The 14,302-nt window shown below is 69.2% G+C and carries 16 protein-coding genes; 7 read left to right on the top strand and 9 right to left on the bottom strand.

All coding sequences use genetic code 11. The features are described from left to right. Positions 1-39: 39 nt before the first annotated feature. Both IEZ13_RS40045 and IEZ13_RS40040 read right to left on the bottom strand, forming a co-directional pair. Positions 40-495: a hypothetical protein gene (locus IEZ13_RS40045; protein ID WP_183226790.1), complete on the bottom strand. Its 456-nt coding sequence runs from the start codon at positions 493-495 to the stop codon at positions 40-42. Positions 496-636: 141 nt separating this feature from the next. Then, a complete protein-coding gene (locus IEZ13_RS40040; protein WP_183226789.1) occupies positions 637-888 on the bottom strand; it encodes a hypothetical protein in 252 nt (83 codons plus the stop codon). 143 nt (positions 889-1,031) lie between these two features. On the opposite strand from IEZ13_RS40040, the gene IEZ13_RS40035 reads away from it, so the two are divergent. From IEZ13_RS40035 to IEZ13_RS47155, 4 genes are read left to right on the top strand one after another with little or no spacing between them, the layout of a single operon-like run. After that, a complete protein-coding gene (locus tag IEZ13_RS40035; protein WP_183226788.1) occupies positions 1,032-1,388 on the top strand; it encodes an ArsR/SmtB family transcription factor in 357 nt (118 codons plus the stop codon). Positions 1,389-1,443: 55 nt separating this feature from the next. Then, entirely contained in the window at positions 1,444-2,133 is a 690-nt protein-coding gene (locus IEZ13_RS40030; protein WP_183226787.1) for an arsenate reductase/protein-tyrosine-phosphatase family protein, read from the top strand. Positions 2,134-2,185: 52 nt separating this feature from the next. Further along, on the top strand, positions 2,186-2,914 hold the full coding sequence (locus IEZ13_RS47160; RefSeq protein WP_203834073.1) for an aquaporin: 729 nt from the start codon (positions 2,186-2,188) through the stop codon (positions 2,912-2,914). A 42-nt stretch (positions 2,915-2,956) separates the two neighbouring features. Beyond that, positions 2,957-3,367 carry an arsenate reductase ArsC gene (locus IEZ13_RS47155; protein WP_203834074.1) on the top strand — a complete coding sequence of 137 codons (411 nt, stop codon included), beginning with the start codon at positions 2,957-2,959 and terminating at the stop codon, positions 3,365-3,367. Between the two features lie 19 nt (positions 3,368-3,386). Here IEZ13_RS47155 and IEZ13_RS40020 read toward each other — a convergent pair whose 3' ends face one another. Further along, positions 3,387-4,109: a cation efflux transmembrane domain-containing protein gene (locus tag IEZ13_RS40020; RefSeq protein ID WP_183226786.1), complete on the bottom strand. Its 723-nt coding sequence runs from the start codon at positions 4,107-4,109 to the stop codon at positions 3,387-3,389. Next, the gene (locus tag IEZ13_RS40015) at positions 4,106-4,438 is read right to left on the bottom strand and encodes an ArsR/SmtB family transcription factor (protein ID WP_183226785.1); all 333 of its coding nucleotides are present in this window, start codon (positions 4,436-4,438) and stop codon (positions 4,106-4,108) included. Before IEZ13_RS40015 ends, IEZ13_RS40020 begins: the two co-directional genes overlap by 4 nt. 883 nt (positions 4,439-5,321) lie before the next feature. Between IEZ13_RS40015 and IEZ13_RS40010 the strand changes: the two genes are divergently transcribed. Continuing rightward, positions 5,322-6,029, top strand: a complete 708-nt coding sequence (locus IEZ13_RS40010) for an MMPL family transporter (RefSeq protein ID WP_229795632.1) — start codon at positions 5,322-5,324, stop codon at positions 6,027-6,029. 96 nt (positions 6,030-6,125) lie between these two features. Here the strand turns inward: IEZ13_RS40010 and IEZ13_RS40005 are convergent, their stop codons facing one another. Next, positions 6,126-6,977 carry an alpha/beta fold hydrolase gene (locus IEZ13_RS40005; RefSeq protein ID WP_203834075.1) on the bottom strand — a complete coding sequence of 284 codons (852 nt, stop codon included), beginning with the start codon at positions 6,975-6,977 and terminating at the stop codon, positions 6,126-6,128. Between the two features lie 182 nt (positions 6,978-7,159). Here IEZ13_RS40005 and IEZ13_RS40000 point away from each other — a divergent pair, with 182 nt between their 5' ends. Further along, positions 7,160-8,182 (top strand): HEAT repeat domain-containing protein, encoded by a 1,023-nt coding sequence (locus IEZ13_RS40000; RefSeq protein ID WP_183226784.1) that lies wholly within the window; start codon positions 7,160-7,162, stop codon positions 8,180-8,182. Positions 8,183-8,239: 57 nt separating this feature from the next. On the opposite strand, the gene IEZ13_RS39995 is transcribed toward IEZ13_RS40000, so the two are convergent. Continuing rightward, positions 8,240-8,584: a hypothetical protein gene (locus IEZ13_RS39995; protein WP_183226783.1), complete on the bottom strand. Its 345-nt coding sequence runs from the start codon at positions 8,582-8,584 to the stop codon at positions 8,240-8,242. 257 nt (positions 8,585-8,841) lie between these two features. Continuing rightward, complete coding sequence (locus IEZ13_RS39990) at positions 8,842-9,240, bottom strand: winged helix-turn-helix domain-containing protein (protein WP_221246286.1); 399 nt, start codon at positions 9,238-9,240, stop codon at positions 8,842-8,844. A gap of 250 nt (positions 9,241-9,490) precedes the next feature. On the opposite strand from IEZ13_RS39990, the gene IEZ13_RS39985 reads away from it, so the two are divergent. Then, complete coding sequence (locus tag IEZ13_RS39985) at positions 9,491-12,394, top strand: type 1 periplasmic-binding domain-containing protein (RefSeq protein WP_183226781.1); 2,904 nt, start codon at positions 9,491-9,493, stop codon at positions 12,392-12,394. A gap of 38 nt (positions 12,395-12,432) precedes the next feature. On the opposite strand, the gene IEZ13_RS39980 is transcribed toward IEZ13_RS39985, so the two are convergent. Together IEZ13_RS39980 and IEZ13_RS39975 are read right to left on the bottom strand one after the other, a co-directional pair. After that, complete coding sequence (locus tag IEZ13_RS39980; protein ID WP_183226780.1) at positions 12,433-13,086, bottom strand: response regulator; 654 nt, start codon at positions 13,084-13,086, stop codon at positions 12,433-12,435. Further along, positions 13,083-14,207 (bottom strand): sensor histidine kinase, encoded by a 1,125-nt coding sequence (locus IEZ13_RS39975; RefSeq protein ID WP_183226779.1) that lies wholly within the window; start codon positions 14,205-14,207, stop codon positions 13,083-13,085. The genes IEZ13_RS39980 and IEZ13_RS39975 overlap by 4 nt, the downstream gene beginning before the upstream one ends. Positions 14,208-14,302 lie beyond the last annotated feature (95 nt).

Here is a 14,302-nt window from a genome sequence, read left to right as displayed (position 1 = left end):
AAAGGCTTCCTTACGGAGACAAATCAAGGCGAAAGACGTTCAGATGTACGGGCTGAGGCGCTCGAGCGGGACGGCCTGGGAATCGGCCACGCGCTCGTAGGGTTCAACCGCGGCTGCCGTGGTCAGGTGGCCGGCGCCGTCCACGTTGATCACCACCGGACTTTCGCCGGCGTCGGTGAGCCCGCGGGCGTGGTGGGCGGTGAGCAGCAGATCCAGTCCACCGGGCGAGGCGTTGCGGTAGCGGGCATGCAGGTTGGTGGCCGTGACCTCGGCCCGGCGGATCGGCGAAGCGGCAGACAGCGTCGCGCCACCGTCGGCACGTCGGGCGGCGGCGGTCATCCGCCGGTGCAGGCCCGGCTCGATCGACAGCACCGGCAGCGGGCCCGGGTCCGGACCGGCCAGCATGGTGTGGTGCCAGCCGTCGGCGTCCACACCACGGGCCGTCAGCAGCCCGGCCGCACCCTCGGCACGGCCGTAGGCGTCGAACAGGCTCATGCCGTCCGGGACGAGCAGCCACCGGCCGGTGGGGTCGCCGTAGCCGGCGATGCCGAGCGGCGCCCGCAGGGGCGGTCATCCGCTCGACGGACACCTGGCCGAGCAGCGTGTCCAGGCCGGTGAGGGCGGTCGTCGGGCTGGTCATCCGCAGCAGCCTTGTCCGGCGTCGACGGCCTGCCGCTTGGCGGCGATTCCGCAGCAGGAGCCGGACTGCTCGGCTTCGGCGGTGGTGCCGCAGCACGGGGCGGCGGTCGCGGCGGCCGGGTCGGGCAGGGCGAGCGGGGCCTGCGCGGGGTTGCCGCAGCAGCCGCCGGTGCCGGTGACGGTGAAGGCGTCGGCGGGGTCGCCGGTGAAGCCGCCGGTCATCGGGGTCGCGCTGGTGGTGTCGGTCATCGTCGTGCTCCTTCGGCGACGCGGGCATGGCGGATGAAACGGAACATGGCGGACCCCTCGCGACTCGTCTCGACGTCTGTCGAATTCGATGTTTCTCGAAACAGAGAGTTGCACGCGGTTTAGATAGATGTCAACCTAGACGCATGTCGAAATCAGCCGTGCCGCTCACGCTCTCCGATCCCACCCCGGACGAGCCGTGCTGCCCGCCGATGACGCAGAGCCGCATCCCGGCAGAGACCGCCGCAGTCCTGGCGCCGGCATTCAAGGCCCTCGGCGATCCGGTCCGGCTGCAACTGATGTCGATGATCGCGTCCGCACCGGGCGGCGAAGCCTGCGTGTGCGACCTGACCCCGGCGTTCGAGCTCTCCGGGCCGACCATCTCGCATCACCTCAAGACCCTGCGCGAGGCCGGCCTGGTCGACGCCGAGCGGCGCGGCAGCTGGGTGTACTACCGGGCCCGGCCGGACATGATGCGGCAGTTGGCCAGCCTTCTCACCTGATGCCCCGCCGGCATTCGCTTGCCAGGGCGCATATGGATCAGCAATCATTGAGTCAATGAACGCTGAAACTTCGTCGCTGACGGCGCGGGCACGGGTGCATGCCGCTCTCGGCGACCCCGCCCGCCTCGCCATCGTCGACGCGCTCGTCCTCGGCGACGCCTCCCCCGGCGAGATCGCCACCGGCCTTGCCATGGCCACCAACCTGGTCGCCCACCACGTCAAGGTCCTCCAGGAAGCGGGCCTGCTCGTGCGCACCAGGTCCGAGGGCGATCGCCGCCGCACCTACCTGCGCCTCATCCCTGGCGTGCTGTCCTCGCTCACCACGCCACGGCTGGACAGCGCGGAACGGGTGGTGTTCGTCTGCACCCACAACTCGGCTCGCTCCCAGCTGGCCGCGGCGCTATGGCGTGACCGCATCGGCGGCGAGGTCGCCTCCGCCGGCACCGCCCCCGCCCAGCGCGTGCATCCACGGGCGGTCCGGGTCGCCCACGAGCACGGCCTCGCCCTCGACCCCACCGGCACCCACCACGTCGACGACGTCGTCGGCGAGGGCGACCTGATCATCGCGGTCTGCGACAACGCCCACGAAGACCTCACCGGCCCGATCCGCCCGCGGCTGCACTGGTCCGTGCCCGATCCCGCCCGTATCGACACCGACGAGGCGTTCGAGGCCGCCTACACCGACCTGGCCGACCGCATAGACCGGATCGCCCCCGTCATCCACACCGGAGCCGACCACGGCTGACCCCAGCCATCCAGTGACATCCCCGCCGACGGAACCGGAGCCATTCCAACCCATGCACCAGATCACCCTGTGGCGGCGGCTGCTCGCCGAGTTCCTCGGCACCGCACTGCTGGTCACCGCCGTCGTCGGCTCCGGCATCATGGCGACCCGACTGTCGCCCAACGACGTCGGCCTGCAACTGCTCGAGAACTCGGTCGCCACCGCATTCGCCCTCGGCACGCTGATCCTCACCTTCGGCCCGGTCTCCGGCGCCCACTTCAATCCGGTCGTCTCCGCCGCCGACTGGTTCCTGGGCCGACGGACCGGCACCGGCTTGAAGATCAAGGACCTGACCGGGTACGCCGTAGCGCAGACCCTTGGAGCGATCACCGGCTCGATCCTGGCGAACCTGATGTTCGACCTGGCACCCGTCACCATGTCGACCAAAGACCGCACCGCCGGCAACCTTTGGCTCGGCGAGATCGTCGCCGTCGTCGGCCTGCTCCTGCTGATCTTCGCCATCAGCCGATCCGGCCGTGCCTCCGTCGCCCCCGCCGCCGTCGGTGCCTACATCGGCGCCGCCTACTGGTTCACCAGCAGCACCAGCTTCGCCAACCCCGCCGTCACCATCGGCCGCGCCTTCACCGACACCTTCGCCGGCATCGCCCCAGCTTCGGTGCCCGGCTTCGTCACAGCCCAAGTCGTCGGCCTGATCATCGGCGTCGGCGTCCTGCTCGCCCTCTACCCCACCGCCGGTGACACCGCCGACAAGGTCGTCGTCGAACCCAGCCGCACCGTCTGACCCTGCCCCAGCAGCACCGGCCCTCGAGGAAGAACAGAAGCCATGAGCGACATCAAGCCAACCGTCCTGTTCGTCTGCGTCCACAACGCCGGCCGCTCCCAGATGGCCGCCGGCTGGCTACGCCACCTCGCGGGCGACCGCGTCGAGGTCCGCTCCGCCGGCTCCGCCCCCGCCGACACCATCAACCCCGCCGCTGTCGAGGCCATGAAGGAGGTCGGCATCGACATCACCGACCAGACTCCCACCAAGCTGACCTGGGACGCCGCCAAGGAATCCGACGTCATCATCACCATGGGCTGCGGCGACGCCTGCCCCGTCTTCCCCGGCAAACGCTACGAGGACTGGAAACTCGAAGACCCGGCCGGCAAGGGCGTCGAGGCCGTCCGCCCGATCCGCGACGAGATCCGTACGCGAATCGAGGCCCTGCTCGCAGATCTGCTTCCGCCTGCCTGACCCGCACGCGCTTCCGGCATCAGGTCCGAGCGCTGCCGCAGCAGTCGCAGCCGGGCGCGCAACCGCAAGCGTCCGGGCTCTCCGGCGCCGTCACCGTCGTGACTAACGCGCAGCAGGCGTCGCCCCGCCAGGCCTCTCGGCCTTCCTTGACCGCGACGGCGGCGATGACGAGAGCGGCGACCGGGTCGGCCCAGGACCAGCCGAAAAGGCTGTTGACCGCCAGACCCACCAGCAGGACCGCGGACAGGTAGGTGCACAGCAGGGTCTGCTTGGAGTCGGCGACGGCCGACCGGGAGCCGAGATCGCGGCCTGCCCGCCGCTGGGCGTACGACAGGCCGGGCATGATCGCCAGCGAGAGCGCGGCCAGGATCAGGCCCTCGCTGGAGTGCTCGGCCTCCGTGCCGCCGGCCAGTGCCCGGATCGACTCGACGCTCACGTACGCCGCCAGGGCGAAGAATGAGACGGCGATGACGCGCAGCGCGGCCCTCTCCCGCCGCTGCGGATCTTTACCGGTGAACTGCCAGGCCACCGCAGCGGCCGAGGACACCTCGATCACCGAGTCCAGGCCGAAGCCGATCAGCGCGGTCGAGGAGGCGACGGTGCCCGCGGTGATCGCGACGACTGCCTCGATGACGTTGTAGGTGATGGTCGCGGCGACCAGCAGACGCACTCGCCGATGCAGCGCGGTCCGGCGTTGCGGCGACAGGCCGGCCGGGGTGATCGGGATCAGCGGGCCGGTCATCCGCAGCAGCCCCTCGTCGCGGAGTCCGGGCAGCCGTCGGGATCCACGGCGAGCACCACGCCCAGCAGGTCACCCAGGGCGTGGGCCAGCCGGGGGTCGGCGAGTTCGTAACGGACCCGCCTACCTTCCGGGACGGCCACGACCAGGCCGCAGCCCCGCAGGCAGGTCAGGTGGTTCGACACGTTCTGCCGGGTCGTGCCGAGCAACTCGGCCAGCTGCGCCGGATATCCCGGACCGTCGAGCAGCGCCAGGAGTAGCCGCGCCCGGGTCGAATCCGAGATGGCGTGCCCGAACCGGGCCAGTACCGCGCCGTGAGTCAAAGTCTGCACACCCGAACAGTACAGCAGACGATGTACTGTTCGAAGCCTGACTCCCCCTCACTGCCGCATCCGACACCCGGGTATGGCCACCGATGACTCCGATGCGGGCACCGTAGGGGTCCACCTTGCCCACCGTCGCCGAACGACCGTTACGTATCGCCGAACTCGACTCCCTGTTCGCCACCGCGTTGCACAGCCAGCAGCGGACTGTCACCGACCGCACCGAGATAGCCCCTCGCCCGCCGCCGAAGCCACCACCCGAGACCTGGCCAGCCGTGAGAGCACCTGCCGCTGCTTCGCATTCCGCCAGGGACACGATCACCCGGTCATGCTCCCAAAGACGGTGGTGCCCTTGATCTACCAGCGGTGATGACTTTTCGGGCGGCACAGGATCAACGCTTCTGATGCCACGACCTCTCGGCGTGGCAGTCCATGAGCGAGGTCGTCGTGAACGCCCAGGTCCAGCAGGCGTGTACTACGCGGCCGTGCCGCTGGAGGCCGGCAAGACCGTGCGGTACGTGCCCCTGCCGGACATCAGTGAGGGGCGGTGATGGCCGAACGCGGGTCGTCGAGAGCCGCGGCCACGGCATCGAGCCCGGCGCCGGTGACCTCGTGACTCGTGTTCTAGCAGCACGTGGGCCATCTCGTGAGCGATGTTCGCCCGCCGACACGCTCGCCGGTGCCTCCTCTTACCGAATCCCCATCGCGGTGCCAGATGTGTGGACGCTCGGAGGCGAGCGTTCAGGCGGGGTGCTGGCCTACTGCTTGTGCAGTACGGCGAGCGGGATCACGGGGTGCGGATTACGTACCGAAATGCCGTCATCGGAACGACGACTTTCGACGCTCAAATCGGGATGGTGGTTTCTTCACGCACTTGGGATGGAGACCTTCTGTGGCGACGATCTTGGCCAGACTCGGCCGCTTCGCGTTTGAACACCGAATCGCGATGCTCCTCGCGTGGCTCACGATTCTGGGCGGGGCGATCTTCGCGGGGTTGACGGCGCCGGCGGCTCCCGCCGACGACTTCTCGATGCCGGGAACAGAGTCGCAGCAAACGTTCGAGCTGCTGCAGGAACGATTCCCGGGCCTGATCGCGGAGAGCGCTGAGGCGCGAGTGGTGTTCGTGGCTCCCGATGGCCAGCAGGTCACATCCGAACCCTACAAGTCGGTGATCGACACTGCGGTCGCGCAGTTGGGCCAAGGGGGCCAGGTTGACCGGGTGGACGACCCGTTCGAGTCCCACGCGGTCAGCGATGACAAGACAGCGGCGTACGCGACCGTCACCTTCGAGGTGGCCGCGAGCAGCGTGAACGCTGACAGTCGCGCTGACCTCGACGCCGCGGCCGGCACGGCCCGCGCATCCGGTCTGACCGTCGAGGCGGGCGGTGACGCACTGGAAGCCGGTGGGCCGGCCGGCATCGCTGAACTGGTGGCCATCGGGCTGGCCGCGGTGATTCTGTTCATCACGCTCGGCTCGCTGGTTGCCGCCGGGCTGCCGCTGGTCACGGCTCTGATCGGCGTCGCGGTGAGCATGCTGTCGCTGCTCGCCGTCAGCGATGCGTTCGGCCTCTCATCGACTTCCACCACTGCGGTCGCGTAAGCCTCGCGATGGTGACTGCTCGGCGACAGATCCGTGCGTCCGCCGGCGGACGGCGTGGAGGATCGGCAACGTCCCCATGCCGAAACGGCGCGTCATTCAGGTCGTCGGTGAAATGCTTCTGATCCGCTCCAGGATGTACGTGGCCAGTGCATCCGGCGCCTGTTCGGGGATCCAGTGCGAAACGCCTTCGAGCACCTTGAAGTCGAACGGGCCTGTCACCCACCGGCTGGTCAGCTCCGCGGCACGGCGACCGATGGCGATGTCGTTGGTGCTCCAGACGTAGGTCGTCGGGACGGTGACCGCTCCGGCCCTGAGTCCGACGGAGGTGTCGAGCGGCATGGCGCGGTACCAGCGCAACGCGGCGGCCAGGCCCTCGGGGTCGTTGATGAGCCGGTCGGCGTACGCCCTCGCCAGGTCTGCACTGAGGCCGGACCGCTCGAGCAGTGCCACCGCGAGGCGGCCACCCCGCGACCGGATGGCAGCCTCGGGAAGCCACGGCACCTGGAAGAACCCGACGTGCCACGCCTGCCAGGACTGCCGACTGGTCAGCATGGCTTTTGCCACCGCACGTGGGTGTGGTGCGGAAACGGCGGTGAGGGTATGCAGGCGTTCCGGTCTCGTGGCGGCGAACATCCACGCAACCCCGCCGCCCCAGTCGTGGCCTACCAGGTGAATCCGTTCGGTCCCGGCGGCATCGGCGAGGGCCACGACGTCGGCCACGAGTTCGTTGAGCCGGTAAGCCCGCCGGGACCGAGGCCGGGCTCGCGGGGTGTAACCGCGTTGGTCCGGCGCGATGACCCGGTAACCGGCCGCGAGCAGCGGCCGGGAAACGCCGATCCACGATTGCGCGCTCTGTGGGAACCCGTGCAGGAGCACGACCGTCTCCGCGCCCACCGGCCCCTCGTCCGACACGTCGAACCGCATGCCGTTGCGGGAAAACGCCTCCACAACATGGACGCTACCCTTTCCGGTTCCGCAACGCCGGATGGCCGAGAAGCGATGACGTGTGACGAACCCGCCAGACCGGCGCGCACTTGACGCGGCAGATGAAGGCGGTTCCCGGGCGGCTAATAGGAGTGGCTCCAGGACGGAGTGGCGGCCCACGCCCCGGCTCGTGAACAATGGCTTCGATGCAAGATCGTTTGGTGTATCCGGCTGGCCCCGCCGTCGGCGAGGGCAGCGCCCTGCTGCGGGCGGCGGCAGCGGCCGGGCACGGCACGCGTGTCCGGGAACTCCTCGAGAACGGCTGGTCCGACTCTGCCCGTAACGACACCGAGCTGATGTTGTGGGCCGCGGACTACGGGGCTTACCAGGTCATTCAGGACCGCCTGGAGGAGAACACGACGAAGCCCATGCTGCGCATCGCCCGCAGCTGGGTGGGCGTCGACCCCATGACTGAGCTACGACGACGGCTTGGCGATGCCGGCGCCGTGGTCCAACGTGAGACCGTTCCGGTCGACGCCTACGACCACACGGCATCCATCCGGGCGACCGCAGCCGACGGCCGATGGGCGCAGATGCAGATGGCTCATGTGGCGATCGTGACCTACGTCGAAGAGCACCTTGGTATCGGCGCCTCGCTCGACGAGTTGATGGCGCGTGCCCTGATGGACCGAGACCCGAACTCGGTCAACTGGACACAGTCCTGGCACACGGCGAGCAGTAGGCCAGACGTCGAGGCGACCGCGCGCTGGGCCACTGCCGTACTGCTGGCTCCTGACCTTCACGCACGGCTGTACGCGGCCGAATTGCTGCATGCCCTTGCCATCGGCCCGGCACCGTGCCGGGAGGAGATTCTCTGCGTCCTGCGGATCCGCCTGACCGCCGAATCAGATGTCAGCGTTCTCGCCAGCCTGATCGCGACGGACCTCCTGGCCAAACTCGCTACAGACTGTGACGGTCGGGTACGTGCGAGCGCGGTCCGGGTCCTGTGCACCCACGCCTTCGATCATCCGGTGACGAGGCGGGCCATCACCGTGAACCGAGATGATCCCGACCCACACGTACGGCCCGAGGTGCTGTCGGCCCTGGCCCGAAGCGGAGATGCCACGGCTTGTGCGGAGTTGATGCGCCTCGCCGGCGAAGCCGCACCGGGTAGCCAGCTCGCCATGAAGGCCTACGACGCCGAGTATTGGATGCAGAGAATTACGTAATCGCATCACCCAGCGCCGGGAACGGGGAACGCACGTCTCCGCGCGCCGGCGAACCCTCTACCGAGCGGGCGACCCCGCCCCGGCGCCCGCTGCGCGCGTGGCAGCGACCAGGGCCAGAACGCCCGCACCGAGGATGGGTATTCCGATCGACAGGATGCCGAGAAGGCCGAGTGCCACCATCATCAGGCCCGACACCGCCAGCACCGGCCGGCGCCCGGGCGCTGTGCGAGCTACGCCATAGATCGAAAGAAGTGCTGCGATTGCCAGTCCGGCGAGGAACCAGGCCGCCACCTGACCACCCTGCTGACGTATCAGTCCGACATAGAAAACGATCATGATCAGGGCGATCGCGCCCGCGATCGCTGCCAGAGGATCCCCATCGTTCCGCCATCCGGAGGTCATGATTCATCGTTGCAGATCCCGTGCGTCTTCGGGATCCGGAGTGCGGCGGTGTCGGCCAGGTACTTGAGTCGGCGGGTCGCCGCGAGTGGCGGCTGTCGAGGTGGTACACGGTGGATGAGGGCCGTCAAGCGGACGCCAAGCACACGCCAAGCCGACCGCAACCGCTGCGCGTCAGGATCATGTCCGGCCGGCATCAGCCGGTCGGGATCTCATGGGAGGAACAACCCCGCCGAGAGCCGGTACTCCCGCCAATTCGGTTACCGGCCGGGGTCCGGCTTGGGTTGCAGCAGCGCCTGGTGCAGCCGGCGCAGCTCTGGCCCCGGTTCGACCCCGAGGTGGTCGGCCGGATGCCGATGCAGTCGGTCACCGATCTCCAGACTGGAACGCGCCTGCCGGGCGAGATGGCGGGTCCTGTTCACGTCGACATCCGGCCAGGGCAGGTTGAGTTGGTAGCCGTCGCCGGCCCGGGCGATGTCGATCGGCCGCTCCGGCCCCGTGAGTCGCCGCAGCCGCGTCACATAGGCTTGAATGCTCGTCCGCGCCTCGGCGGGTGGGCTGTCGCACCAGACCCGCTCGATCAGCACACTGACCGGCACCGGTTGCCCCACCGAATAGGCCAAGGCGGCCAGGACCGCCCGCTGTTTCGGCGGCCCCACCCTGATCGGTTTTCCTCGGTCCACAGTTGCACCGGCCCCAACAGCCGCAAGTCCACGATTGCCTCGCCGTGTCACGTATGCCTGATCGGCTCCGTCCATCGTGATCTCTCGTGGATGATCACGGCGGAGACTGGGATCGATACCAAGCGCAATGATGTTCATGCTGCGCTGTGACTATTGGCTCCCGGTGAGGCATATCGCTCCGGCTCCCACTCCGGTATCGCCTACTTACCGACATCGTGTGACCCCGATGCGTAGCGACGAATGGCTATCATCATCGCTTCGATGTAGATCAGTTGCGTGGAGCGGGGCACACATGGCAGCGGAGTTCAGGCCACCTGTCTTCCCAGGGGTCCATGAGCTGCTGAAGCTGGTGCTCACGCTGCGCAAACGGCCTCCGTTCCTGCCCCGGGTGTCGGACATGGCGGTGCACGGCGACATCCCCCTGCCGCTCATCCGCCTGGTCGGGCCGGAGGAGTCCGTGCACGGATTCCTCCGGGGATTCCGCGATGTGCTGGAAAAGGCTGAGCCGCGGACGCCCTATGTGTTCCTGGACGCCGCGACCGCGGTCCTCGCGTCGACGGCGGCATCCGAACCACCCAAGCTGATCTTGCTGGAACAGCTGTGTCAGCGCCTCCAGGAGGACCGGTTCTCCGCCCGGCCCAACAGCTTCCGCCGGTACCGCGTCGCCAAGTTCCTCACCCGCCAGACGCTCACCCCATCCCGCAACCGCGACCCCCAGTCGGAGATCGTCGCGCTGCTCCGGAAATGGCGTGGTCAATCGCCCTCCATTCAGGAGGCGGCACAAACCCAGGTGTCCGCCCAGGGCGACAGCGGGTTCAGCACCCTCGGCCTCAGCGGGGCGCTCTGGTTCGTCCGGCTCTTGATCCTCAAATGGCTCGGCCGCCGCTCGTACGGCATCGTGCCGGAGGCCCGGTGGTTCATGCGGCGCCAGACCTACATGGTGCCGGAGCACTCCTCCGACTTCTTCGGCTTCGCGGAACGCCTCACCGCCGGCCGGCTCGACGAGCAGAACGCCGGACAGCTCCACAAACTGCTCGTCCACGCCTTCCTGGAGGATCTGCGGCAGGCGTACCGGCGGCGCCGGTTGTCGGTGCTGCCGCGGCGCCGGGGGTGGCGGCGCACGGCGTACGTACCGGTGCTGATCGACCACGCGAGCGAGGAGAACGGCGGTCTCCCGCTGCTGCGCCTGATCAACGACGTCCGCAACGAGACCGGAAAAGTGGACCCCTTGCTGGTCATCGCCGGGTGCCGCGACGAGCCCGGGACTCCTGATGCCGGCACGGAAATCGACCGGCCCGAGGAGGTGCCGCTGTTCGCCCCGGCCAGCGCCACCGCCTACAGCACCTGGAAGCGAGAACTGCCCGTCCAGCGGCAGAAACTCGCGGCCGACGCCCGGTTCCTCACCATTCACCTGCCCGAGCCGCTGCGGCCGGAGGCGATCGCCCGGACCTCCGGCGAGGATCCCGACGCCTGGGCCGACCTGGACCTCGACCCGGGCAAGCCTTCCCGGCTGGCCCGGCGCGGCGTGCTCGAGGTGATCCTGGTGGGCTGCCTGGTCGCGGTCGCCGCGCTGCCCGCCGCCCGGTTGCAGGACTTCTGGCAGGCGGGCTGCTCCTACCTGAGGGCGAAAACCTCTGCCGGGATCGACGTGCGGCTGGCCGAGATCGCGCCCGGCGACAAACAATGCGTCGGCTACAGCGACAACGACGGCCAGATCTTCGGCACCAACGACCGGCTCGCGGCCGCCCAGCGCGAGATCTTCCGGCTCAACGCCGAGGCGGCCAGGATTCACGACACGCACCGGAACCGGCCGCTGATCAGCATCATCTACTTCGGTGGCCTCACCCATGCCGGCGCCGACCTCGAAACCGACATTGCGGTCGCCGAGGAGCTGATCGGGCTCGCCATCGTGCAGCGGCAGCAGAACATCTCGGTGACCGGCGAGGACGATCCCCTGCTCCGCGTGATCATCGCGAACGGCGGCCGCGAGATGGCCGCGGCCGACCGGGTCACCCGGGACGTGCTGATCCCACTGGTCGAGCGGGACGCGAGCATCAAGGCCGTGGTCGGTCTGGACCGCACGGTCAAGCAGACCAGGCTGGCCATCGCTGACCTGGGACGGGCGGCCGTACCGACGATCGGCACCACGCTGACCGGCTCCGGGCTGGCCGACATCTCGAAGTTCTACTTCCAGATGGTGTCCGGGAACCCGCAACAGGCCAAGCTGTTGGCCGGCTATCTGAACCATCTCAAGGACCCGGCAGTCCACCTGCTCACCATCGTCCGCCCCGAGCGCTCCGACCCACCCGACGACTACATCGAAAGTCTGGTGACCGAGGTCGAAAAAGCCGCCGAAAGCCTCACCGCGGTCGAGGTCGAGGTCATCGATCTGTCAGACGAGAATGCCCTGAAACCTTGCACGAAGCCTGATCCCCGGGCGTCCGGCGAACGCCGGATGTACTTCTATGCCGGCCGGGAGACGGGCTATTCGAGCTTCCTGCAGAACATCAAGGAGGACTGCGCGGTGCAGGCTCTGCCGCGGATCGTCGCCGACGACGCGATCGAACGGATAGTCGCTCAGCCTTCCTTTCGGCAGCAGAGCTTCGTGTCCGAGATGAACCTGGACTACGTAGCACTCGGCAGCCTGGTCGTCCTCGCCGGGCGCAGTTGCGCCGCGGAGCGCAGTCCCGCGGCGCCGCTGTCCGACAAGGGGCCGCTGGTGGAGTTCTGCGCCGGCTACTACGACCTGATCAACGATGAGGCGTCCGAACTGAACGGCGAGGCGTGGGCGGTGCCGTCGTACCCGGGCGAACGGGTGGGCATCGCCTTCGACGCAGCCGACATGGTCGTCACCGCGGCCCGGAAGGCCGGACCAGGAGCGTGGAACCGGGCCTGGCTGGCGCAACTGTTCCGCGACCGCGAGTTCGCCTACGTGGGCGCGAGTGGGCGGATCACGTTCGCAGAGTCGAGGGTGGGCGCGTCCCGGAATACCGCAATCCTACGGCTGCCCACGCCGGCCAGTGCGCAGGAGGCGGCGAATACCGCGCCGCGTTGTCTGTTCCTGATCGGGGATCTGTACGGGACGGAGGGTGCCGCACCGCAGGAGAGCAACGGCTGTCCCAAGGACTAGCAGCCGGTGCCCAGCCGAAGACAGCCGGCCACAACCCATCATTCGACCAGGCCGGCCCGGAACGCGGCGATGGCCAGCTGGACACGGTTGGTGGCCGCGAGCTTCTCGAACAGGCGGGTGATGTGGCTCTTCACGGTGGCTTCGCTCATGTGCAGGGCGCGGGCGATGACGGCATTGGCGTGACCGAGCCCGATCTGTACGAGCACCTCGCGCTCCCGCTCGGTCAGGGGGCGGAGCCTGTCGAGTGCCGCGACGCGGCTGCGCGACCGGTCCTCCGCGGTGAAGCGGTGGATCACCTGGCGGGTCACGCTCGGTGACAGCATGGCGTCGCCGGCGGCGGCGAGGCGTACGGCTCGCAGCAGATCGGCGGGTGGCGTGTCCTTCAGCAGGAATCCGGTGGCGCCCGCTTCGAGGGCCCGGAACACGTCGTGGTCGGTGTTGAACGTGGTGAGCACGATGACCGACGGTGGTTGCGGCTTGGCCCGGATGGCCGCCGTCGCTTCGAGCCCGTCGAGGCGGGGCATACGGATGTCCATCAGAACGACGTCGGGCCGGTGCCGCTCGACGGCGGCCACCGCCGCCTGACCGTCGCCGGCCTCGTCGACGACGGTCAGGTCGTCGCTCGTCTCCAGGATCATCCGCAGGCCGGCCCGGATCAGCGCCTCGTCGTCGGCGAGCAGTACTGAGATCATCGAAACTCCGATCGAGGGTCCAGCCAGGGTACGACGGCGGACAGCTGCCAGCCGTCCCCGGCCACCGGGCCACTGCGCAACGACCCGCCGACCAGCCGGATCCGCTCCGCCAGACCCACCAGCCCGGCCCCGGAGCCGGGCAGGTCCATCGGTGCGGCACCCATCTCGTTGTGTACGGACACGGCGACGCTCCCGTCCCCGTCACGGCGCACCGACACGGTCGTCGGTGCCTCGGGTGCGTGTTTGTGGGCGTTGGTCAGGCCCTCCTGGACGATGCGGTACACGACCCGGGCGGTGGCCGCCGGCAGGTCGCCGGCCTCGTCGTGCAGCTCGACCGGGTGCCCCGCCCGGCTGGACGCCCCGACCAGTGCGCTCAGGTCCGGGAACCGCCCGGCGGTGGCGGCTTCCGATGCGGGTGCCACGTCGGTGCGCAGAATGCCCAGCACCTCCCGGAGGTCCACCAGCGCCTCACGGGCCGTGGTGCGGATCAGCGCCGTGCCGTCGCGCAGTTTCGGATCGTCGGTGGCGCGCAGTTCCAGCGCACCGGCGTACAGGGCGATGAGCGACACCTTGTGGGCCAGGACGTCGTGCATCTCCCGGGCGATGCGGGTGCGCTCGGCGGCGCGGGCCTGCTCGTCGCGCAGCAGCCGCTCGGACTCGGCCCGCCGAGCCTGCTCCTGCAGGGACGCCAGCAGCTCGTCGCGGGTGGCGAGATTGATCCCAGCGAGGACCACCAGGCCGATGCCGAGGGGTGGAAAGGCGACGTTGTCGATGGTCAACTGCCCGATGTCGAACCAGGACCAGCCCACGAAGCCGGCCCATGCGGCGAGCCCGCACAGCCAGCCGCTGCGACGTGGCGCGTACCGGGCGCCGTGGTAGAGCCCGATCAGGAGCGGCCCGGGGTTGCCGGTCAGCGCGAAGGTACCCGCACCGGTGACCGCGGCGGCCACCGGCCACCGGCGGCGAAGCCACACGGCCGCGCTGCCCAGTGCCCCGGCCACCGCCACGACCGGCCACGGCAGCGGCGACCAGGGCGTCTTCACCGCCAGCACCGTCAGCGCGAGACACGCCAGCACCAATGCGGCGTCCGCCGGCCGGGGGTCCGTAGGTCGCGTTTGCATGTCCGCAGCCTAGGCAGTGCCGCCCGGGCGGCCACTGCGACTTTCGTCGACGATCGGGGCCCGCCGGTTGCGCCTTTCGTGGGGTTCCGGCGCCG

It is taken from the genome of Actinoplanes campanulatus, from assembly GCF_014647795.1.
Classification (GTDB): domain Bacteria; phylum Actinomycetota; class Actinomycetes; order Mycobacteriales; family Micromonosporaceae; genus Actinoplanes; species Actinoplanes campanulatus.
The sequence above is the reverse complement of the archived record's forward strand: the minus strand, read 5'-3'. Positions and strand labels throughout refer to the sequence as shown.

Coding starts and splice junctions, on each gene's coding strand:
- IEZ13_RS40045 (WP_183226790.1), bottom strand. CDS start 495: ATGAGCCTGTTCGACGCCTACGGCCGTGCCGAGGGTGCGGCCGGGCTG.
- IEZ13_RS40040 (WP_183226789.1), bottom strand. CDS start 888: ATGACCGACACCACCAGCGCGACCCCGATGACCGGCGGCTTCACCGGC.
- IEZ13_RS40035 (WP_183226788.1), top strand. CDS start 1,032: ATGTCGAAATCAGCCGTGCCGCTCACGCTCTCCGATCCCACCCCGGAC.
- IEZ13_RS40030 (WP_183226787.1), top strand. CDS start 1,444: ATGAACGCTGAAACTTCGTCGCTGACGGCGCGGGCACGGGTGCATGCC.
- IEZ13_RS47160 (WP_203834073.1), top strand. CDS start 2,186: ATGCACCAGATCACCCTGTGGCGGCGGCTGCTCGCCGAGTTCCTCGGC.
- IEZ13_RS47155 (WP_203834074.1), top strand. CDS start 2,957: ATGAGCGACATCAAGCCAACCGTCCTGTTCGTCTGCGTCCACAACGCC.
- IEZ13_RS40020 (WP_183226786.1), bottom strand. CDS start 4,109: ATGACCGGCCCGCTGATCCCGATCACCCCGGCCGGCCTGTCGCCGCAA.
- IEZ13_RS40000 (WP_183226784.1), top strand. CDS start 7,160: ATGCAAGATCGTTTGGTGTATCCGGCTGGCCCCGCCGTCGGCGAGGGC.
- IEZ13_RS39995 (WP_183226783.1), bottom strand. CDS start 8,584: ATGACCTCCGGATGGCGGAACGATGGGGATCCTCTGGCAGCGATCGCG.
- IEZ13_RS39985 (WP_183226781.1), top strand. CDS start 9,491: ATGCGTAGCGACGAATGGCTATCATCATCGCTTCGATGTAGATCAGTT.
- IEZ13_RS39980 (WP_183226780.1), bottom strand. CDS start 13,086: ATGATCTCAGTACTGCTCGCCGACGACGAGGCGCTGATCCGGGCCGGC.
- IEZ13_RS39975 (WP_183226779.1), bottom strand. CDS start 14,207: ATGCAAACGCGACCTACGGACCCCCGGCCGGCGGACGCCGCATTGGTG.